The sequence below is a fragment of the Mesorhizobium sp. M0045 genome (assembly GCF_040323385.1).
In the GTDB taxonomy this organism is placed as follows: domain Bacteria; phylum Pseudomonadota; class Alphaproteobacteria; order Rhizobiales; family Rhizobiaceae; genus Mesorhizobium.
On the sequence record NZ_JAMYUY010000027.1, the window covers coordinates 23,041 to 43,437 of the forward strand.

At 62.3% G+C, this 20,397-nt stretch carries 20 protein-coding genes and 1 tRNA gene; 15 read left to right on the plus strand and 6 right to left on the minus strand.

Annotation, left to right across the window (positions count from 1 at the left end; all coding sequences use genetic code 11):
• Positions 1-16 precede the first annotated feature (16 nt).
• Complete coding sequence (locus NKJ72_RS27865; RefSeq protein WP_352480315.1) at positions 17-1,129, minus strand: pyridoxal phosphate-dependent aminotransferase; 1,113 nt, start codon at positions 1,127-1,129, stop codon at positions 17-19.
• A 120-nt stretch (positions 1,130-1,249) separates the two neighbouring features.
• Here NKJ72_RS27865 and NKJ72_RS27870 point away from each other — a divergent pair, with 120 nt between their 5' ends.
• Positions 1,250-2,929: a tetratricopeptide repeat-containing sulfotransferase family protein gene (locus NKJ72_RS27870; RefSeq protein WP_352480316.1), complete on the plus strand. Its 1,680-nt coding sequence runs from the start codon at positions 1,250-1,252 to the stop codon at positions 2,927-2,929.
• Between the two features lie 416 nt (positions 2,930-3,345).
• On the opposite strand, the gene NKJ72_RS27875 is transcribed toward NKJ72_RS27870, so the two are convergent.
• The gene (locus tag NKJ72_RS27875) at positions 3,346-4,569 is read right to left on the minus strand and encodes a porin (RefSeq protein WP_352480317.1); all 1,224 of its coding nucleotides are present in this window, start codon (positions 4,567-4,569) and stop codon (positions 3,346-3,348) included.
• A gap of 439 nt (positions 4,570-5,008) precedes the next feature.
• Between NKJ72_RS27875 and NKJ72_RS27880 the strand changes: the two genes are divergently transcribed.
• Positions 5,009-5,099 (plus strand) — tRNA-Ser (locus tag NKJ72_RS27880).
• Positions 5,100-5,135: 36 nt separating this feature from the next.
• On the opposite strand, the gene NKJ72_RS27885 is transcribed toward NKJ72_RS27880, so the two are convergent.
• A complete protein-coding gene (locus tag NKJ72_RS27885) occupies positions 5,136-6,044 on the minus strand; it encodes an alpha/beta fold hydrolase (protein ID WP_352480318.1) in 909 nt (302 codons plus the stop codon).
• Between the two features lie 307 nt (positions 6,045-6,351).
• Positions 6,352-8,391 carry a lytic transglycosylase domain-containing protein gene (locus NKJ72_RS27890; protein ID WP_352480338.1) on the minus strand — a complete coding sequence of 680 codons (2,040 nt, stop codon included), beginning with the start codon at positions 8,389-8,391 and terminating at the stop codon, positions 6,352-6,354.
• A 227-nt stretch (positions 8,392-8,618) separates the two neighbouring features.
• Between NKJ72_RS27890 and dapA the strand changes: the two genes are divergently transcribed.
• From dapA to NKJ72_RS27910, 4 genes are all read left to right on the plus strand, one after another.
• On the plus strand, positions 8,619-9,500 hold the full coding sequence (gene dapA / locus NKJ72_RS27895) for a 4-hydroxy-tetrahydrodipicolinate synthase (RefSeq protein WP_254820184.1): 882 nt from the start codon (positions 8,619-8,621) through the stop codon (positions 9,498-9,500).
• Between the two features lie 25 nt (positions 9,501-9,525).
• The gene (gene smpB, locus NKJ72_RS27900; protein WP_352480319.1) at positions 9,526-10,005 is read left to right on the plus strand and encodes an SsrA-binding protein SmpB; all 480 of its coding nucleotides are present in this window, start codon (positions 9,526-9,528) and stop codon (positions 10,003-10,005) included.
• Positions 10,006-10,107: 102 nt separating this feature from the next.
• The gene (locus NKJ72_RS27905; RefSeq protein ID WP_352480320.1) at positions 10,108-10,836 is read left to right on the plus strand and encodes a GH25 family lysozyme; all 729 of its coding nucleotides are present in this window, start codon (positions 10,108-10,110) and stop codon (positions 10,834-10,836) included.
• A 31-nt stretch (positions 10,837-10,867) separates the two neighbouring features.
• Complete coding sequence (locus NKJ72_RS27910) at positions 10,868-11,233, plus strand: hypothetical protein (protein ID WP_352480321.1); 366 nt, start codon at positions 10,868-10,870, stop codon at positions 11,231-11,233.
• Between the two features lie 30 nt (positions 11,234-11,263).
• On the opposite strand, the gene NKJ72_RS27915 is transcribed toward NKJ72_RS27910, so the two are convergent.
• Together NKJ72_RS27915 and NKJ72_RS27920 are read right to left on the minus strand one after the other, a co-directional pair.
• Complete coding sequence (locus NKJ72_RS27915; protein WP_352480322.1) at positions 11,264-11,941, minus strand: uracil-DNA glycosylase; 678 nt, start codon at positions 11,939-11,941, stop codon at positions 11,264-11,266.
• Entirely contained in the window at positions 11,938-12,519 is a 582-nt protein-coding gene (locus NKJ72_RS27920) for a LabA-like NYN domain-containing protein (protein ID WP_292657898.1), read from the minus strand. The genes NKJ72_RS27915 and NKJ72_RS27920 overlap by 4 nt, the downstream gene beginning before the upstream one ends.
• A 278-nt stretch (positions 12,520-12,797) precedes the next feature.
• Between NKJ72_RS27920 and rpoZ the strand changes: the two genes are divergently transcribed.
• The 9 genes from rpoZ to era all read left to right on the plus strand — a co-directional run bounded on the left by rpoZ (position 12,798) and on the right by era (position 20,383).
• A complete protein-coding gene (gene rpoZ, locus NKJ72_RS27925) occupies positions 12,798-13,199 on the plus strand; it encodes a DNA-directed RNA polymerase subunit omega (protein WP_023677773.1) in 402 nt (133 codons plus the stop codon).
• A gap of 111 nt (positions 13,200-13,310) precedes the next feature.
• Positions 13,311-15,539: a RelA/SpoT family protein gene (locus NKJ72_RS27930; protein WP_254820189.1), complete on the plus strand. Its 2,229-nt coding sequence runs from the start codon at positions 13,311-13,313 to the stop codon at positions 15,537-15,539.
• 86 nt (positions 15,540-15,625) lie between these two features.
• Complete coding sequence (gene pyrE, locus NKJ72_RS27935; RefSeq protein WP_352480323.1) at positions 15,626-16,204, plus strand: orotate phosphoribosyltransferase; 579 nt, start codon at positions 15,626-15,628, stop codon at positions 16,202-16,204.
• Between the two features lie 95 nt (positions 16,205-16,299).
• Complete coding sequence (locus tag NKJ72_RS27940) at positions 16,300-16,680, plus strand: VOC family protein (protein WP_352480324.1); 381 nt, start codon at positions 16,300-16,302, stop codon at positions 16,678-16,680.
• Between the two features lie 231 nt (positions 16,681-16,911).
• The gene (locus tag NKJ72_RS27945; protein WP_254820192.1) at positions 16,912-17,493 is read left to right on the plus strand and encodes a DUF2062 domain-containing protein; all 582 of its coding nucleotides are present in this window, start codon (positions 16,912-16,914) and stop codon (positions 17,491-17,493) included.
• Positions 17,490-17,903 carry a holo-ACP synthase gene (gene acpS / locus NKJ72_RS27950; RefSeq protein WP_254820193.1) on the plus strand — a complete coding sequence of 138 codons (414 nt, stop codon included), beginning with the start codon at positions 17,490-17,492 and terminating at the stop codon, positions 17,901-17,903. Before NKJ72_RS27945 ends, acpS begins: the two co-directional genes overlap by 4 nt.
• Positions 17,904-17,980: 77 nt before the next feature.
• Positions 17,981-18,730, plus strand: a complete 750-nt coding sequence (gene lepB / locus NKJ72_RS27955; protein WP_352480339.1) for a signal peptidase I — start codon at positions 17,981-17,983, stop codon at positions 18,728-18,730.
• A 4-nt stretch (positions 18,731-18,734) separates the two neighbouring features.
• Entirely contained in the window at positions 18,735-19,460 is a 726-nt protein-coding gene (rnc, locus tag NKJ72_RS27960; RefSeq protein ID WP_254820195.1) for a ribonuclease III, read from the plus strand.
• Complete coding sequence (gene era / locus NKJ72_RS27965) at positions 19,457-20,383, plus strand: GTPase Era (RefSeq protein WP_023677765.1); 927 nt, start codon at positions 19,457-19,459, stop codon at positions 20,381-20,383. Before rnc ends, era begins: the two co-directional genes overlap by 4 nt.
• Positions 20,384-20,397: the final 14 nt, after the last annotated feature.

Below are 20,397 nucleotides of genomic sequence, written 5' to 3' on the forward strand. Positions count from 1 at the left end.
ATAGGGCGAAGGCTCTTCAGTTCCCCCGTGCTGCCGCCAGTGCGCCGGGCAGTTCCTCGGCAAAAATGTCGAGCTCATGGTCGAGGCCGACGCTGACCCGGATGCAGCGATCGAGCACCGGCACCATCGGCTTGCGGATGAACACGTCGCGCGCCAACAGCGCCTGCAGCACCTTCAGCGCGAAAGCACCGTCGCGGCCGCAGTCGATGGTGACGAAATTGGTCGCCGAAGCCAGCGGCTTCAGCCCGTTCGCCTCGGCTATTCCGGCGATGCGCCGGCGGCCGGAGGCGACCCGCGCCACCACGCTTTCCAGCCAGGCCTGATCGGCAAGCGCCTCGACGCCGGCGATCTGCGCCATGCGGCTGACGCCGTAGTGGTTGCGGATCTTTTCGAAGTCGCGAATCACTTGGGCCTCGGCCACTGCATAGCCGCAGCGCATGCCGGCCAGCCCATAGGCCTTGGAGAAGGTGCGCATGCGGATGACGTTCGGCCGCGCGGTATCGATCGGCGGCAGCGCCGAGGCCGGTGCCAATTCGCCATAGGCCTCGTCGAGCACCAGCATTGTGGTTTCCGGCAACGCCTCGATGAAGCGGCCGAGTTCGGCGGCTTCCCACCAGCTGCCCATCGGATTGTCCGGATTGGACAGGTAGACAAGCGGCGCCTTTTCCCTGGCGACCGTCGCCAGCAGGCCGTCGAGGTTTTCCCGATCGTTCTCGTAGGGCACTGCGACCAATCGGCCGCCGACGCCGGCAACATGAAAGTTGAAGGTCGGATAGGCGCCGAGCGAGGTCACCACCGCGTCGCCGGGCGCCACATACATGCGCGCAACCAGGCTGAGCAGCCCGTCTATGCCTTCGCCGATGACGACGTTTTCGGCGCCGACGCCGAGATGCCTGGCTGCGGCTACCTTCAAATCGTGATTGTCGGGGTCGCAATACATCCACATGTCGCCGGCAATCCCGGCCATGCGGGCGACGACGCGCGGCGAGGGACCAAAGCTGCTCTCATTGGCGCCGATGCGGGCGCGGAAGGCGCGGCCGCGATCACGCTCCTGCGCCTCCGGGCCGACAAACGGCACCGTGGAGGGAAGCGCACTGATGATTGGCGTGAGGGGAGGGCGCTGGCGCATGGCAAAGGCTCGTTCGAAAAGGGCCTTCTTGCTAGCGCGGCGCAGTTGGCCGCGCAAGCTCCCGCCTTGGCTGCAACCAGCATGCTGGATTCCCCCCGCTCTTTTTGCTAGCGAGATATTATGAACAATCGACTCCCGCCTGCTTGGTCAAAGCACATCAAGCCGGGACCCGCGCCGAAAGCGAAGGTGCCGATAGCGAAGCCTTTAGCGAGCCCGCAGAAAGGAAACGCCCAATCGCGTGCGCAGGCCGACGACGCGCTGCTGAAACAGGCATATGCCCTTCAGCAGGCTAAGCGGCTCGACGAGGCTCAGGACCTGTGCCTTCGGGTTCTGGCGCGCACGCCGAACCATCCGCTCGCCTTGTACATCTTGGGGACCTTATATCTTGGTTATGATGATGAGAGGGCCTTGCGATGTTTCGCACGGGCGGTCGGCGAGGAGCCTAAAAACCCTTACTACCACCTCAGCCTGGGCGAGGCCTATGCCAAGGTCAGCGAGTATTCGCCCGCAATCAGGCATATGCAGTATGCGTTGGAACTGCAGCCCGGCCTTATCGAAGCACTTTGTGCATTGGGGCGCACTTACACGGCGTTTGACAAACCCGACATGGCTTTACCGCTTTACGAGAAGGCGCTGAAAATCAACCGCGATCATCCCAAGGTGCGAGCCGGGCTGGCCAGCGCGCTCAGCGGCCTGGGGCGTATGGATGAAGCCGCCGTCTATCTGAAAGAAGCGATCGATCGGCGTATTGGGGTGCCGGCTGCCTACAACGACCTTGTACAGACACGAAAGTTCACCGAGGAGCCCGAGGAGCTCCAATCCATCCTTCGTGAACTCGGTAATCCGAAGCTTGGTTCGGAAGGCGCGCAGCAACTCCATCACGCCGCCGGCAAGGTGCTAAACGACCTCAAGCGCTATGATGAAGCATTCGACCATTTCAACAGGGCGAAACAGGCCTCCGGCTACAAATTCGATATCGACTTTTATCGTCGGTGGATCGATTCGATGATTGAAATCTTCACGCCGGACTTTTTGGCTGCCAGGGCCGGCTATGGAAATCCTTCCGAAGTGCCCGTGTTTGTGGTTGGCATGCCCCGCTCGGGGACGACGCTCACCGAGCAGATTTGCGCCAGCCATCCCGATGTCCATGGTGCAGGGGAGCTTAGCAAACTGAGGCGGGTCGCGAATGCGATCGGCCTCAAGACATCATCGGCTGGAGATTTGAACCAGGCAGTGATGTCGATCACGGAAGTCCTGTCCAGAACGCTGGCCGAAGAGCATCTGTCCTATTTGCGGGAGCGGGCGCCTGCCGCGCTTCGCGTCGTGGATAAGACGCCACACAATTTCGAACTGATCGGCCTTATCGGCCTTCTCTTCCCCAACGCACGCATCATTCATTGCCGTCGTGACGCCATCGACAATTGCGTCTCCTGCTTTGTCCTCAACTTCAGCGAGGCACACAGCTATAATACCGACTTGCGAACACTAGGCCTGTACTATCGCGAATATGACCGCCTGATGCGGCATTGGAACGAGATTTTTCCGGGCCTTATCTTCGAAAACCGCTACGAAACGCTGGTTGAGGACCAGGAAGCGCAGTCACGCCGCCTCATAGATTACCTCGGGCTGCCGTGGGATGACGCCTGCTTGCGCTTTTTCGAGAGGAATGGTTCGGTCAACACGCCCAGTCGCTGGCAGGTTCGTCAACCGATTTATAAATCGTCGGTCAAGCGCTGGAAGAATTATGAAAACGAAATTCAGCCGCTGATACAGTCGTTGGGGGATCTTGCAGAGATTTGACTTGAGGATGGCGGTCCGCAGTGCGTGGGCGCGCAAGCGCATAGGCTTAGCCGATCTTCAGCCTGCCGGACATCTCCCCCACGAGGGGGAGATTGGTGTCATTGCGGCTTTCGCCAGTCTCCGACGTTGATGAACAGGCGCTGTCAGCGGAGCTGCCGATCTCTCTCCTTGTGGGGGAGATGCCACCATTTTGGCAAAGAGGGGCAGGACAGAGGGGGGCGCGAAGGATCGCTGCTGCTTTCATTCTGCGCAGCCGATCGGCTTCCAACCTGTCAAAAATCACAGACCGAGATCCAGCACAGAACGACCATGGCCAGCATTGGCGGCGCCATGCATCACTCAGCTTGGCACCCCACCCCCATACGAAAAAACCCGGCGGTTGCCCGCCGGGTTCAATATTGGTCAGGTCGAACTTATTAGAACGAGCGCTGGAAGCGGAGGAGGCCGCCAATGCTGTCCTTCTTGTCCGCACTGGTCCAGTTGACGTTGGTGTAGCTGGCCGGATCGTTAAACCGCCCGTAGTGGTCCCAGTCAACTTCGGCGGTGATCGTCAGGCCCGGAACGATGTCGTAGGCGATGTTCGCCGCGACGGCATAGTTCTTGTCGTCATCAGCCGAAGCCTGCACGTTGAACGAGGTCTTCTCGTTGATCTTGTAGGTGCCGCCACCCCAAACCGCCCAGTTGCCGCCCCACTGCTTGTAGAAGCCGCGGCCGAAGGCGTCGATGGCGTTACCTGGGTCATTGAGATTGTCGTCGGTGCCGTAGCCGGCCATGATGAACAGCGAAAGCGCGTCGGTCGCGTTCACGTCGAGGCGAACCTTACCGGCAACTTCTTCGTAGTTGCTGTCGTAGGCGATGACGCCGGTGATCGCACCCCAGCCCTGCGTCCACTTCAGGCCGCCGACGACATGCGGAACGTAGCTGTCGATGGTCCCAACGCGGCCCGCGCCCTGCTCGAGCGAAGCCACGGCCGAGAAGCCGTTGCCGAAATCGAAGTAGTACTGGACGACGTTGGTGTCGAAATCACCGTAAGGAACCAGCGTATCCTGGATGACGCTGCCGGCGTAGCCGATGAACGTGTTGAAGGCCGATTCGTCCTTACCGACGCGCAGGCCACCGAGCTGGATCCAGGCGAAGTTCAGCGAAACGCCCTTGTTTTCGGCGTCATTGTTGACAGTGACCGTCTCACCTGGCAGCGGGGGCAGCGGACCCGGGCCGTCCGGATCGGGACCGGGGACGTATGTGCTGCTGACGTGTCGGTTCCGGTTGCCGAAGTTGAACCGGGTCTCGGTGTAGGTCTTCAAGGTGCCGAGCTCGGTTTCCTGGCCGGTCCAGGTCTTCAGGTTGAAGCGGGCGTTCTTGGAGTAGGTGTCCTGGATATCGCCATCTTCGTGATCGAAATTCTCAGCACCGTCGAACGAGCCGACGTCGCCGATGCCGATGTCGTAGCGGACATAGCCGCCGATGCGCAGGCAGGTTTCGGTGCCGGGGATGTAGAAGTAGCCAGCGCCGTAGACGTCGCAGATCTTGACGTATTCTGCGGGTTCCGGCTCGGCGACGACGACGGCGTCGGCGGCGCGAGCACCGGATACTGCGATCAGCGCCGCAGCGGAGCCGAGAAGCAGGCTCTTGATGTTCATTTTCTGACCTCCAGTCAAAAGTTAAAAAACGGGTCTGGGTATTCTTTGCTGAAGGACAGCGTTCCCTGCCCCATCCCCACTACCGAAAAAGATGCGCACCGCGCCGCTCCTTCAAACCCGACATTACCCATGAGGCGGCGTCGTTCAACCACGATCGTACCGGCAAAAGGTTTGTGGTGGCGCTATCGCCGAGCGTTGTTGCACAAATGACACGATTTGGCCTCACTCCGAAAGCTCCCATTAACTATCAGGCCCGCATTCCAGCCAATTCCGGCAATGGCCCGCCCAAACTGTGACCATGGACCGACTCAACAGCCAGGGAATTGCCGCAGAATCGCCTCAAGCCACAGGTGGCACTTTGGCGGAGGCCCGATTTTTCGACGATAGTGACACCAGCTTGTTGATTGTGGCGGCGCTTTTCTTTATCCACCGGCGCAACGGAGAGGTGGCCGAGTGGTCGAAGGCGCTCCCCTGCTAAGGGAGTAGAGGTCAAAAGCTTCTCGTGGGTTCGAATCCCATCCTCTCCGCCATCGCTCAACTCGGTGCAGCACTGCCCAATAAATTCCTCAGTTCTCGAGCGTTACTTCGCGCCAGTCCCGCCGCTCCGCCCGCTCGAAAAAACCAGCGATTCTGCCCGGCAGGTTGCCGGTCTCGAGAAACGGTGCATGCCCCTGGCCGTCGACCGTGATCGTTTCGATGTCGGCATGGCGCGTGCGCATCTGCTCGAGTGTTTCCGCGGACAGCAGCTTCGAGTTGGCGCCGCGTATGACGAGCATCGGGACCGCCGCCAGCGCGTCGAACTGCGGCCACAGATCGGGCAGCGGCCGGCGGGGATCGAGGCCCGTCAACGTGTCGACCACTTTCGGGTCGAAATCCGGCAAGAACCCTTCCTCGGTCTCGCGGTAGAGGGCTGACGCCATTCGCTCCCAATCCGCATCGTTCAGCGCCGGAAAATCCGGGCCATGGGTGCTGCGCAGGCCGCGGACCACCTCGGCGTACGTCTTCGGCCTTGGCAGGGGGTCGAGATAGGAGCGGATATGGGCGAGACCTTGCGGCTCGATCACCGGGCCGATGTCGTTGAAGACGATGGCCTTCAGCACGGCCGGCCGCATTGCCCCGAGCACATGGATGATCAGTCCGCCGCGCGACGTGCCGATGAAGGCAGCCTCCTCGATGCTCAGTGCTGCCAGCCCGGCGAGAATATCGCCCGCTTCGATGCCGATATTGTAATGGCCGATATCGTCATCGTAGGCGGACCGCCCACGCCCGCGATAGTCGAAAGCAACAACCTTACGCCTCGCCTGCGTCGACAGATAAAGCGCCAATTCGTGAAAATCACGGCAACTGCGGGTCAGGCCGGGCAGGCAAACGACTGGCCAATGGCCGGAATTCGCTTCGCCGTAGATGCGGGCGTGCAGGGACAGCCCGTCCGGCGCGGCGTAGAAGAAGTCGGAAAAACCCTGCTCGATTCCCATATGGACCGCTTCCTCGCAGTTGCCGGATCGTTCCCGACTGCTACAGGCGAGGGCAGGGGCGGTCAAATCGAAGCGTCGGCGCTGAGAATCTTCGAGATGTCGACGGGATAGCGCCCCCCTCTGTCCTGCCGGACATCTCCCCCTCAAGGGGGGAGATCGGCCATCATCTCCGTTTTCGATAACATCCCAAGTTGCAGAAAAGTACCCCTCAGCGAAGCTGCCAATCTCCCCACTAGAGGGGGAGATGTCCGGCAGGACAGAGGGGGGCGCGAAGGATCGCAGCCTGACTTGGCTTGAAGCCCGGCCGTCACCCCCGGCCGTTCACCAGATCTCCGACAATATCGTACTTGCCGGAGATACGCATCTTGTAGACCTCGTAGTTCTCCATCACGCGCTGGACGTAACTTCTTGTTTCCGTATAGGGAATTCGCTCGATCCAGTCGACGATGGCGTCGACGTCCTTGCCGCGCGGATCGCCGTATTTCGCCACCCACTGGGTGGCCCGGGTGGGGCCGGCATTGTAGCCTGCGAAGGTCAGCACGTAGGAGCCATCGAAACGGCCGAGCTGCTCGCCGAGAAAGGCAGCGCCCAGCGTTGCATTGTAGCCGGCATCGGTGGTCAGCCGGGCCTGAGAAAATGTCATGCCGGCCTTCTTCGCCAATTGCTTGGCCGTGCCCGGCATCAGCTGCAGCAGTCCGCGCGCGCCGGCGCTGGAGACAGCGCCGATGTTGAACTCGCTTTCCTGCCGGGCAATCGCATAGGCCAGCGCCTTGCCCGAGCCGGTGATGTTGGCGGTGTCGGGAATGACGCCGAGCGGATGCGACAGCGCGCCGACGTCGATGCCGCGTGCGCCGGCGATCTTGCCGACCTTCAGCGCCATGAAATGGTTGCCTTGTCTTTCCGCCAGCGCCGCAAGCAGCGCCAGTTCGCCGGGGCTGTTCAGCTGCCCGGCAAGGTCGCGGTAGAGCGTTTCGGCGTAGCGGTCATAGCCGGCCTCCTGCAGCCGCTTGATGGCGCTGACCGCCTCGCGGGTGGCAAAATTCCGGCGGTCGGCGGCACTTGGCTGGGGGTAGACGATGTTGAGGGTCTGCCGGCCGACGCGCTCGCCGGCGAGTTGGCCGTAAACGGGCGGCCCTACGCTGGCGGCACGGCTCAAAAAACCCTTGCCATTCCCGGGCCCGCCGCCTTCGGCGGCGCGGCCGAGCCAATAGTAAGCGCGCGACAGCGACATCGGCCCCTGGGCGAGCTCCGCGATTCGCGCAAAATGCTTGGCGGCGGTGGCGGGATCGTTGAGGCCGCGCAGCGCGTACCAGCCGGCGTGGAATTCCGCCTCGGCGGCATTGGCGGCACTTTCGGCGGCGTGCGCGGCGACTATTCTGTAGGCGGTCTTCATGTCGCCCTGGTCGACCAGCTCGCGCGACAGCACCCGGCGCTCGACCCACCAGGCGTCCGGATCGACCAGCGCGTCACGGTCGCCCGGCGCCTTCAGCACCAGCGCGGCAGCGTCTGAAAATTTCTGCTGCTTGCGCAGATATTCGGCTTCGGCAAAGAGATAGCCGGCCGCCCGCTGCGCTGTCGGCACCGCCTTCAGCAGCTTGGCCGCGTTCTTTTCGCCTTTGGCGACTGCCGCCCAGGCGTCGGCCAATTGCTGGGCGCCGGCGAGACCGGCGACGCGCAGCGCCGAAGCGACCCGGTCGGCATAGAACATGCGCTCCATGCGGAAGCGATGGTCGGCGGCCGGGATCAGCGCGCCGAACTCGCGGATGACCGCCGCCTCGTCCCTGGCTTCGAGCTTTTCGGTGCGCCAGAATGGCGACAGCACCGAGCGCGCCGCCTTCGTATCGCCCAGCGCTACATAGGAGCGGGCCAGGATCACCACGCCCTCGAAGGTCAGCGGCTGGCTGCCGTCGAACGCCCGCACCACGACATGTGGCAAGGGGTTCTCGCGATAGAGCGCGCGCTCGCTGTTCTTGCGCAAGGCGATCGTGCCCGGCCAGTTCGGCAGCATCTTCGCGGCATCGGCGATGTCGCCGCTCGGCACCTGGTCGCCGCCATAGAGCGCTATCGCCCAGGCAAGGATGTGCCGGTCGAGCGATTTGGCCGGCAGCGCCTCGCGCACCTGGCGCGCGCGCTGAATGTCGTTTGCCGCCAGCGCGTCGAGACCGCTCTTCAGCATCGCAACGCTGGCGGACGGCGACGGGGACTGCTGCAGCGCATCGTTGTCCGGCGCCGTCATCGGGATCGCCGACGTGACCCGCACATCGACGCTGCCGCCGATCGCCGCGCCGGGTATCAGCGCTACGATCGCGCCGAAAAGCGCGAAAAGATGAGGCCGCCTGGCCGGCATGGATCTGGTCATTTCCTGTTCTTCGACGTTACAACAGGCACAGTTGAACCGAAGCCTATTCGTCGGTGGTGAAGGGCCCGTAAAGAAAATCTTATTGAGGTCGTTCGAATTACGATTGCCGGCGCAATGCTTGCCGCGCAACAATGTCGAGACTATGGTGCGCCGCTTCGCTTTCGGCTAGAAGGCGCGCACGACAAAACCCGAAAGGCCCCAAGGAGTTGGACGACATGCTGAGAGGCTCGCTGACCGCGCTCGTCACACCGTTCGAAAAGAGCGGCCGTTTCGACGAGAAAGCCTTTCGCGCGTTCATAGCCTGGCAGATCGCGGAAGGCACGACGGGCGTGGTCCCGGTCGGCACCACCGGCGAGTCGCCGACGCTGTCGCATGACGAGCACCGCCAAGTCGTCAAGGTTTGCATCGAGGTCGCCAAGGGCCGGGTTCCGGTCGTCGCCGGCGCCGGCTCCAACAACACCGAAGAGGCGGTCGGCCTGGTCCAGTATGCCGAGAAGGCGGGCGCCGACGCGGCCCTTGTCGTCACGCCCTATTACAACAGGCCGACGCAGCGCGGCCTCTATGCGCATTTCGCCGCCGTCGCCAAGGCGACCAGCCTGCCGATCATCATCTACAACATTCCACCGCGCTCGGTGGTCGACATGAGCCCGGAGACGATGGGGCAATTGGTGCACGACTTCAAGAACATCGTCGGCGTCAAGGATGCCACCGGCAAGGTCGAGCGGGTCTCAGAGCAGCGCGCCACCTGCGGCAAGGATTTCATCCAGCTCTCCGGCGAAGACGCCTCGGCACTCGGCTTCAACGCGCATGGCGGTGTCGGTTGCATCTCGGTGACAGCAAATGTCGCGCCCAGGCTCTGCGCCGAATTCCAGGAGGCAACGCTTTCCGGCGACAGCGCCAAGGCGCTCGACCTGCAGGACCGTCTGTTGCCGCTGCATAAGGCGATTTTCATGGAGCCCGGCGTTTCCGGCGCGAAATATGCGCTGTCGAAGCTGGGCAAGGTCGAAAACGTGCTGCGCTCGCCGCTAATGACGGTCGAGCCGTCGACCGCCGAGAAGATCGACGCAGCGATGAAGCACGCCGGCTTGATAAACTAGGGATGAGGCGCCACCTCTCCGCATCATGAATCAAGTCAGAAAAGCCGATCCCAACAACAAGACCGTTGCGGAAAACCGCAAGGCGCGGTTTTCCTATGAGGTGCTCGACACGATCGAGGCCGGTCTTGCGCTGACCGGCACCGAGGTGAAGTCGCTGCGCCAGGGCCAGGCCAACATCCAGGACAGCTACGCCTCGGTCGAGGGCGGCGAGATCTGGCTGATCAATTCCTATTTGCCGGAATACCTGCAGGCCAACCGCTTCAACCACGAGCCACGCCGCCGCCGCAAACTCCTGCTCAAAAAGCGCGAGATGGCCAAGCTGGCGCAAAGCGTCGACCGCGAAGGCATGACGCTGGTGCCGCTGAAGATCTACTTCAACGACCAGGGCCGTGCCAAGCTGCTGCTCGCCGTTGGCCGCGGCAAGAAGCTGCACGACAAGCGCGAGACCGAAAAGCAGCGCGACTGGTCGCGCGAGAAGGGCCGGCTGCTGAAAGAGCGAGGGTGAGGGCGGTCCGAAGCGGACGAAAAGCCAATGATTTGGCTTTTCGAGCGACGAACGCCCGGAGCATGGCGGCGGGCAGGGCGGGCCAATGGGGATAGGTCTCTGTTGAAAACCCGGATCGTCTTGTGGGGTGCGGCCGGTCTGCTCATGGCGGGCCTCATCCTGGCCGGCGGCTATACCTACTTTCAGACGTTTTCTCCGGATCGCGGCAAATATCCGGTCAGGGGCATCGACGTTTCCCACCATCAGCGGCAGATCGACTGGCGGCGTGTTGCCGCCAACGATGTCGCCTTCGCCGTTATCAAGGCAACTGAAGGCGGCGACCATGTCGATGATGCCTTCGCGGGCAATTTGCGTGCGGCCCGCGCCGCCGGCCTTGCCGTCGGCGCCTATCACTTTTTCACCTTCTGCAGGCCCGGTGCCGATCAGGCACGCATCTTCATCTCGGTGGTGCCGCGCGATCAGCCTTTGCTGCCGCCGGTGGTAGACATCGAGTTCGGCGGCAATTGCCCGCAGCGGCCAACTCCCGAACAGCTGAGCGCCGAACTCTCAGCCTTCCTCGGCCCGGTCGAAGCAGCGTTCGGCAAGACGGCGATCCTTTATGTGACCGACGAGGCCGCCCAAGCCTATGCCGGGCAGGTAGCCGGCCGCCCGCGCTGGCTGCGTTCGCTGGCGCTGCGGCCAGGCCATGACGACTGGATTTACTGGCAGTACCACAACCGGGGCCGCGTCGACGGCATCAGCGGCGACGTCGACCTGAATGTTCTCCAAGGCGGGCCGGCGACGCTGGCCGCGTTGTTTGCCGCAGCGCCTCAAGCGACGGCGTCGGATTGACACTATTCCTGTCCGCCCGAAAGCACCCTCAGTGGCGCGATGCGACGAAGCCTTCGCCAATGTGGCTATTCATATCGCAGGTGGCGCTGTGCTAAGTGCATTTGATGCCGGAGCGCTGACGTTGCTTTTTCTGATCGGACTGCTGGTCGCGATTATGTTGTGGCCGTATTATAACTACACGTTCCGTTTCGATCCCAAGAAGCTGCCCCAGGACTTCGTCGATCAGCACCCTCCCGCAACCGTGCACGGGATCCACCGAGCGCTTGCGCTGCGCATCAAATCCGACATGGCCAGCAATTGGCGGATCATCCAACGCCTGCGCGTCGCGCTGCAGCTTGCACTGTTTCTGTGGTTGCTGGATCTCCTGGCCTGGTTGTTCGCGATCGCCCGAATCTAGGGATCGTGCCCTGGCGGGCGTCGTCCGACTCTATGTCTTCAGAAAAGCTTCTACCTGACTAAAGACGTCGACGAACATCGCTTCCGTCAACACGCCGGTATTGGTGTTGTAACGCGAGCAATGATAGCTGGAAAACAGCGTGATGCCATTGGCCTGCTGCTGCCCACCATGCCGGAACGGATAGGCGGCGACGCGCTGGCCGAGCGCCCGCACGGTCGACTGGTGCGCGATCGAGCCCAGCGCCAGCACAGCGCGCAGATTTGGAAACCGCGCAATCGTCGGTACCAGGAACGTCCGGCAGGTCGCTATCTCGGCGCCAACCGGCTTGTTATCCGGCGGCACGCAGCGCACCGCATTGGTAATCGCCGAACCGACAAGCTCCAGCCCGTCATCTGGTCGCGCTTTGAATTCGCCGCGCGCAAAGCCGTGCGCGATCAGCGTGTTGTAGAGCAGGTCGCCGGCAAAATCGCCGGTGAAGGGGCGCCCCGTCCGGTTCGCCCCGCGCAGGCCAGGCGCCAGGCCGACGATCAGCAAGCGCACCGCATCCTCGCCTTCCGGCGGCAAAAAGGTCGGCACCGGCGCGTTGAACCAGGACGGCTCGCGCCGCCGCCACTCGGCGATGAAGTCGTGCAGCCGCGGGCAGAGCGGGCAATCGCGATCGGGTTCGGGCGAGACGACCAGGGGCGCGGTCAAGGCAACGACCGTCAATAGTCTTCCTCGTCGACTTCGGCCGGTTCGGGCCGACGCACAGGCCGCTCCGACGGATCGCGGCCGACTTCGTTCTTGAGTGTCATCAGGTCAATGAAATGGTCGGCCTGGCGGCGCAGATCGTCGGAGATCATCGGCGGCTGCGAAGCCATCGTCGAGACGATCGACACCTTGCGCCCGCGCCGCTGCAGCGCCTCGACCAGCGTACGGAAATCGCCGTCGCCTGAGAAGATGACATAATGATCGACGACGTCGGCAAGCTCCAGCGCATCGACGGTCAGCTCGATATCCATATTGCCCTTGATCTTGCGCCGGCCGGTCGAGTCGGTGAATTCCTTGGCCGGCTTGGTCACCACCTTGAAGCCATTATAATCAAGCCAGTCGATCAGCGGCCGTATCGAGGAGTATTCCTGATCCTCGACCAGCGCGGTGTAGTAATAGGCGCGCAGCAGATAGCCGCGTTTCTGGAAGCTCGACAAAAGTTTGCGGTAGTCGATGTCAAAGCCCAGCGCGCGCGAGGTGGCGTAGAGATTTGCACCGTCGATAAAGAGAGCGATTTTTTCACGAGGATCGAACATGGAAAATGTCCTTTTTCGAAATAAGCGGTCGTCTAAATGCGTCGCGACTATCGGCCGGTCTGATAATAGACCTGTTGGCCTTCATCGTTCGAGATAACGCCAGTTTTACGGCAATCCAAGGTATCATGCCGCACCGCAAGCAATTGTGATCGGCGCTGTGTCGTCGCAGGCGGCCCGCGTCAGAGCTGCGCACCGCCATAAAAGCTTGTATTTTGGCGGCGTTCGGGTTATGGACCGCGCCTGTTTTCCATCAAATCCAGGCATGAAAGGGGCAACTCATGGCCCGCGTAACCGTTGAAGATTGCATCGACAAGGTCGACAACCGCTTCGAGCTGGTGCTCCTGGCCGGCCACCGCGCCCGTCAGATCAGCCAGGGCGCGCAGATCACCGTACCGCGCGACAACGACAAGAACCCGGTCGTTGCGCTCCGCGAAATCGCCGAAGAGACGCTGTCGCCGGACGACCTCAAGGAAGATCTCATCCATTCGCTGCAGAAGCATGTCGAGGTCGATGAGCCGGAAGCCGATGGCGAGGCGATTGCCGACCAGACCGGCAGCGCCGTTGCGGCCACCGATGCCGACGACGCCGAGGACAACGTCACCTTCGATCGCATGACCGAAGAAGACCTGTTGGCCGGCATCGAAGGTCTGGTGCCGCCGGAAAAAAGCGACGATTATTGATCTTAGCGACAACTGCCGACACTTTCGCGTCGGCAGTTTCGTGGCTATCTATGACATGCGCCGTACGCCAGTGCGGCGCATGATTCATTTCAGCATTGCGAGATCCCGCCCATGATGCGTCAGTATGAGCTTGTCGAGCGCGTCCAGCGCTACAAGCCTGACGTCAACGAGGCGCTGCTCAACAAGGCCTATGTCTACGCCATGCAGAAGCATGGCCACCAGAAGCGCGCTTCCGGCGATCCCTATTTCTCGCATCCGCTCGAAGTCGCCGCCATCCTCACCGAAATGCATATGGACGAGGCGACGATCGCCGTTGCCTTGCTGCATGACACGATCGAGGACACCACGGCGACCAGGGCCGAGATCGACGAATTGTTCGGCCCGGAAATGGGCAAGCTGGTCGAAGGCTTGACCAAGCTGAAGAAGCTCGACCTCGTCTCCAAAAAGGCCGAGCAGGCGGAGAACCTACGCAAGCTGTTGCTGGCGATCTCGGAAGACGTTCGCGTGCTGCTGGTCAAGCTCGCCGACCGCCTGCACAACATGCGCACGCTCGACCATGTGCCGGAAGCCAAGCGCCTGCGCATCGCCGAGGAAACGATGGATATCTATGCGCCGCTGGCCGGGCGCATGGGCATGCAAGGCATGCGCGAGGAGCTCGAGGAGATCGCCTTCCGCTTCATCAATCCGGAAGCCTACCGCGCCGTCACCGCACGGCTGGCCGAAATTTTCGAGCGCAACAAGGGCGTGCTGTCCGAAATCGAGAAGGCGCTCTCCACGCTGTTCGACAAATATTCGATCAAGGCCGAGGTCAAGAGCCGGCAGAAGAAGCCGTGGTCGGTGTTCCGCAAGATGGAAGCCAAGGCGTTGTCGTTCGAGCAACTGTCCGACATCTTCGGCTTTCGCGTCGTCGTCGATACCGTCGAGGACTGCTACCGGGCGCTCGGCGCCATCCACACCACCTGGTCGATGGTGCCCGGCCGCTTCAAGGACTACATCTCCACGCCGAAGCAGAACGACTACCGCTCGATCCACACCACCATCGTCGGCCCGTCGCGCCAGCGCGTCGAATTGCAGATCCGCACCTACCAGATGAACAAGATCGCCGAATACGGCGTCGCCGCTCATTCGATCTATAAGGATACCGGCGGCAAGATGAATGGTGCCGCCCATGCGATCTCGAAGGAAACCAATGCCTATGCCTGGCTGCGGCGCACCATCGAGCAGCTTGCCGAAGGCGACAACCCCGAGGACTTCCTCGAAAACACCAAGCTGGAACTGTTCCAGGACCAGGTGTTCTGCTTTACGCCGAAGGGCATGCTGATCGCGCTGCCGCGCGGCGCCACGCCGATCGACTTTGCCTATGCCGTCCACACCGATGTCGGCGACACTTGCGTCGGCGCCAAGGTCAATGGCCGCATCATGCCGCTGATGACGGAGCTGAAGAACGGCGACGAGGTTGAGATCATCCGCTCGAAGGCGCAGGTGCCGCCTGCGGCATGGGAATCGGTGGTGGTTACCGGCAAGGCGCGGTCGGCCATCCGCCGCGCCACTAAGAACGCTATTCGGAAGCAATATTCAGGTCTCGGTATCCGCATTCTGGAGCGCGCCTTCGAACGGTCCGGCAAGACCTTCACCAAGGAAAGCCTGAAGCCGGTGCTGCACCGCCTCGCGCGCAAGGACATCGAGGATGTGCTGGCCGCGGTCGGCCGAGGCGAAGTTGCCTCCACCGATGTCATGAAGGCGGTGTTTCCCGACTACAAGGACGAGCGCGTCACGCTGGTCGCGCCCAAGCAGCGCGAGGAGGGCTGGTCGAAGATCCGCAATGCCGCCGGCATGCTGTTCCAGATTCCGGGCCGCGCCGCGCGCAAGGATAAAAACCAGCCGCGCGACGATGCGGTGCCGATCCGCGGTGTGCGCGGCGATTTGCCGGTGCGCTTCGCGCCGGAAGGGGCAGTGCCAGGCGATCGCATCGTCGGCATCGTGCAGCCGGGAACCGGTATCACCATCTATCCGATCCAGTCGCCGGCGTTGCAGGCCTTTGACGACCAGCCCGAGCGCTGGATCGACGTGCGCTGGGATATTGACGAGCGCACCAAGGAGCGGTTCCCGGCGCGCGTCTCGGTCACCGCCATCAACGCGCCGGGTTCGCTTGCCGACATTGCGCAAGTCGTCGCATCCAACGATGCCAACATCCACACTTTGTCGATGGTGCGCACCGCGCCCGATTTCACCGAAATGCTGATCGATCTCGAAGTGTGGGACCTCAAGCACTTGAACCGGCTGCTGTCGCAGCTAAAGGACAATTCGAGCGTCAGCGACGCGCGACGCGTGAATGGGTGAATAGTGAATAGTGAATAGTGAAAGAGAGTGCACTCACTACTCACTACAATTCACCATTCACATTCACCATGGGCATGGAGTGAACGATGAACACCGACGAAGTGCTGGGCATTTTCCGCGAGGCCGGCGCCGTTCTCGAAGGGCATTTCATCCTGACGTCCGGCCTGCGCAGTCCGGTCTTCCTGCAGAAGGCGCGCGTTTTCATGCATGCCGACAAGACCGAGCGCTTGTGCAAGGCGCTCGCCGAAAAGATCCGCACTGGCGTGCCCGGCAGGATCGACTACGTCGTCGGCCCGGCGATCGGCGGGCTGATCCCGGCCTATGAGACCTCGCGCCATCTTGGTGCGCCGGCGATCTGGGTCGAGCGGGAAGGGGGCGAATTCAGGCTGCGCCGCTTCGAGATCGCCAAGGGATCGCGCGTCGTCATTGTCGAGGACATCGTCACCACCGGCCTGTCGATCCGCGAGACCATCGACTGTCTGCGCGCACTTGGCGCCGATGTCGTTGCCGCTGCGTGCATCATTGACCGCTCGGCCGGCAAGACCGATGTCGGCGTGCCGCTGATCGCGCTCGCCGAATACGAGGTTCCGGCCTATCCGGCCGACAGGCTGCCGCCCGAGCTTGCCGCCCTACCGGCGATCAAGCCGGGCAGCCGCAATATCTAATGCATGTCGCCCAAAGCTTATCCTCGGGCTTGAACCGAGCATGTGCAGCGGTTTTGGGACAAAGAAATGCATAAAACAAGTCAAGAGGCGCTGCCGTGATTGCTGGTATCGACCATTTCGTGCTGACGGTTCGCTCCGTTGAAGACACCTGCGCCTTCTATCAGCGCGTGCTTGGCTTCAAGCGCCTCGACGAGCCGGACCGGCCGACGGCGCTGCTGTTTGGAACGCAAAAGATCAATGTGCATGAGGTCGGGCACACCTTCGAGCCGAAGGCCAAGGCGCCGACGCCGGGCTCCGGAGATTTCTGCTTGATTGCCGCCCGTCCGCTCGCCGAGATATGTGCCAACCTCGCCGCCAATGGCGTGGTGATAGAGGTCGGCCCGGTCGAGCGTGCCGGCGCTCGTGGCGCGATGATGTCGGTCTATTTTCGTGACCCGGACGGCAACCTCGTCGAGGTCAGCGAATATCGACCCTAAGTGGCGCTCCTTAAATTCGCCGCGATCATGCCCTGTTCAGAACGGCGATACCCAAGGCTGGCGCGACCGGCCACCGAGCGGATGCCCTCGGCCTCGTTGTTCTTCGGCCAGCGCATCGCTATATCAAAGTCGTAGTTGCTTTTCGGCGACCGCAGAGCGCAGCATGGGGCTGTCGCGCCCGGCTGGAGAAGCCGGCGTGAAGCTATTGACGGAACTAGGAACAGGAACAGAGTGCTTTTTCGACGGCGCAAGCCTGATGGTTTCTTAGAGCGGGTGCGTACTTATTTGTGGCCGCGCCGCTCGTTCTCGCGCTCGCTGCGGTATTTTTCCAAGCGCATCCTGCGGCTTAGAGCCACGCCGCATGCGGTGGCCGCCGGTGTTGCGGCGGGCGTATTCGCGTCGTTTTTCCCGCTTGGCTTCCACTTCATCATTGCCGCCATCCTGTGCTGGCTGATCGCCGGCAATCTGGTTGCCGCAGCACTCGGCACGGTCTTCGGCAACCCCCTTACCTTTCCGCTGCTATGGGCCGCCTCCTGGGAGGTCGGCAAGCTGATCCTGCATGAACACCTGCCGGCACACGGACCGCCTGCCCATCTCGGCGACATGCTGCACAATCTTTCCTTTGCGCAATTGTGGGGACCGGTGCTGAAGCCGATGACGGTTGGCGCAATACCGCTCGGCCTGGTTTTCGGGCTGCTGTTTTACGGCATCACCCGCTGGGGCATGGTCACTTTCCAGGAGCAGCGCCGCAAGCGTCTGGCCGAAAGAGCGGCAAAGGCTGGAAAAACCGGGCCGGAAGTTCCCGCCGAATGATTATCGGTATCGGCAGCGATCTCATCGACATCAGACGCATCGAGAAGTCGTTGGAACGTCACGGTCAGCGCTTCATCCAACGCATCTACACCGAGATCGAACAGGCGCGCTCCGAAAACCGCGCGGCGCGTGCGGCCTCCTACGCCAAGCGTTTCGCCGCCAAGGAGGCCTGCGCCAAGGCGTTGGGCACCGGTCTTGCGCAGGGTGTGTTCTGGCGTGACATGGGGGTCGTCAACCTGGCCAGCGGCAAGCCGACCATGGCGCTCACCAACGGGGCGGCAGCGCGGCTGGACGAAATCCTGCCTGAAAGGCACCGAGCCGTGATCCACCTCACCATAACCGATGATTTTCCGCTCGCTCAAGCCTTTGTGATCATTGAAGCGTTGCCGGTCGAAGAAGCGCCACATTGATTGCATCTGACCACCGGCATGACGTTGCCCAGCGCGCGCCGAGACTCTATACCATCCAACGCACAATCGAGGACGACATGAGCGTGGCTGAAAAAACCCAGAAGAAATCCGGTGGACTTGGCGAAACCGTCAGCGTCATCGTCCAGGCCCTGCTGCTTGCGCTGGTCATCCGCACGCTCCTGTTCCAGCCGTTCTCGATCCCGTCCGGGTCGATGCGGCCGACTTTGCTCGAAGGCGACTATCTCTTCGTCACCAAGTGGTCCTACGGCTTCTCCCGCTATTCGCTGCCGTTCGGGCCGAACATCTTTTCGGGCCGCATCTGGGGCTCCGAGCCGAAGCGCGGCGACGTGGTGGTGTTCAAGTTCCCGCCGGATCCTTCTGTCGATTATATCAAGCGCGTCGTCGGCCTGCCGGGCGACAAGATCCAGGTCAAGGATGGCCAGCTCTTCATCAACGACGTGGGCGTGCCGCGCGTCAAAGTCGGGCAGATCGACAACCGCGACATCACCGAGGAGAACGGGCCGGTCGATGTCTATCGCGAGACGCTGCCGAACGGCGTCAGCTACGACACGCTCGACCTGACGCAGGCTTCGATCGGCGACAATACCAAAGAGTTCAAGGTGCCGCCCGGTCACTATTTCATGATGGGCGACAATCGCGACAACTCGTCGGACAGCCGCTTCACCGTCGGCTTCGTGCCGGACGAGAATTTGGTCGGCCGCGCCAACCTCATCTTCTTCTCGATCGGCGGCGGCGCCAGCCCGCTCGAAATCTGGAAATGGCCGTCGCAGATGCGCGCCTCGCGCCTGTTCCATTTCGTCAATTAGGACCATGGCGGCGACGAAACGGCTGACCGCCGATGCGCTCGCCGAGGCGCTCAAGGAGCGCACCGGCCACAGTTTTGGCGACCACCAGCGCCTGCAGCGGGCGCTGACCCATGCCAGCGCTCGCGGCAGTCATGCCGGCGTCGACTACGAACGTTTCGAATTCCTGGGCGACCGCGTTCTCGGCCTTGTCGTTGCCGATATGCTGCTGGCGGCATTTCCCGACGCTGCCGAGGGTGAGCTGTCGCTCAGACTGAACGCCCTGGTCAACGCCGAGGCCCTGGCGGAAATCGCCGATGAGATCGGCCTGCCGGAACTCATTCGCGCCGGTTCGGACGTACGCGGCCTCGATGGGCGCAAGCGCGTCAATCTGCGCGCCGATGCATTGGAATCGCTGATCGCCGTGCTCTATCTCGACGGCGGGTTGGAAGCGGCCCGTGCCTTTATCCACAGATACTGGCAGCCGCGCTCGCAAGCCATTGACGCCGCCCGTCGCGATGCGAAAACCGAACTCCAGGAATGGGCGCATCAGGCGGCAAGCGCAGTGCCGGTTTACATAATCGACAGCCGCGAGGGACCGGACCACGATCCGCTGTTCACCGTCAGTGTGAAGGTCGGCGCCTATCCGCCGGCGACCGGTAGCGGGCGCTCCAAGCGCGAAGCGGAGCAGGCTGCAGCCGCGGCACTTCTGCAGCGGGAAGGCGTCTGGCTCGATCAAGGGAGTGCCGCATGACCGCCACCGAAGCTCCCGCAACAGAAGCGCCCGCTACCCGCTCCGGCTTCGTCGCGCTGATTGGCGCGCCCAATGCGGGGAAATCGACGCTGGTCAACCAATTGGTCGGCGCCAAGGTGTCGATCGTGACACACAAGGTGCAGACCACGCGCGCCATCGTGCGCGGCATTGCCACCCACAACAACGCGCAGATCGTCTTCGTCGACACGCCGGGCATATTCAAGCCGAAGCGCCGGCTGGACACCGCGATGGTGACCACAGCCTGGGGCGGTGCCAAGGACGCCGATATCGTGCTGCTCTTGATCGATGCCGAGCGCGGCATCCGGGGCGATGCAGATGCCATCCTCGAGCGGCTGAAGGATGTCCGGCAGCCGATGGTGTTGATCCTCAACAAGGTCGATCGGGTCAAGCACGAGACGTTGCTTGCATTGTCGGCGGCAGCCAACGAAAGGGTGCCGTTCAAGCGCACCTTCATGGTTTCGGCGCTGACGGGGTCCGGCTGCAAGGACCTGCTCGACTATCTCGCCGAGACCCTGCCGGCCGGACCCTGGTACTACCCTGAAGACCAGATCTCCGACCTTCCGATGCGCCAGCTCGCAGCCGAGATCACCCGCGAAAAGCTCTATCTCAGGCTACATCAGGAACTGCCTTATTCCTCCCACATCGAGACAGAGAAATGGGAAGAGAAGAAGGACGGGTCGGTGCGCATCGACCAGACAATCTATGTCGAGCGCGACAGCCAGAAGAAGATCGTGCTCGGCCATAAGGGCGAGACGATCCGCGCCATCGGCCAGGCCGCGCGTATGGAGATCGCAGGCATCCTCGAGCAGAAGGTGCACCTCTTCCTGTTCGTCAAGGTGCGCGAGAACTGGGGCGACGATCCCGAGCGCTACCGCGAGATGGGGCTCGAATTTCCGCACTGAGCTATCCAAGGATT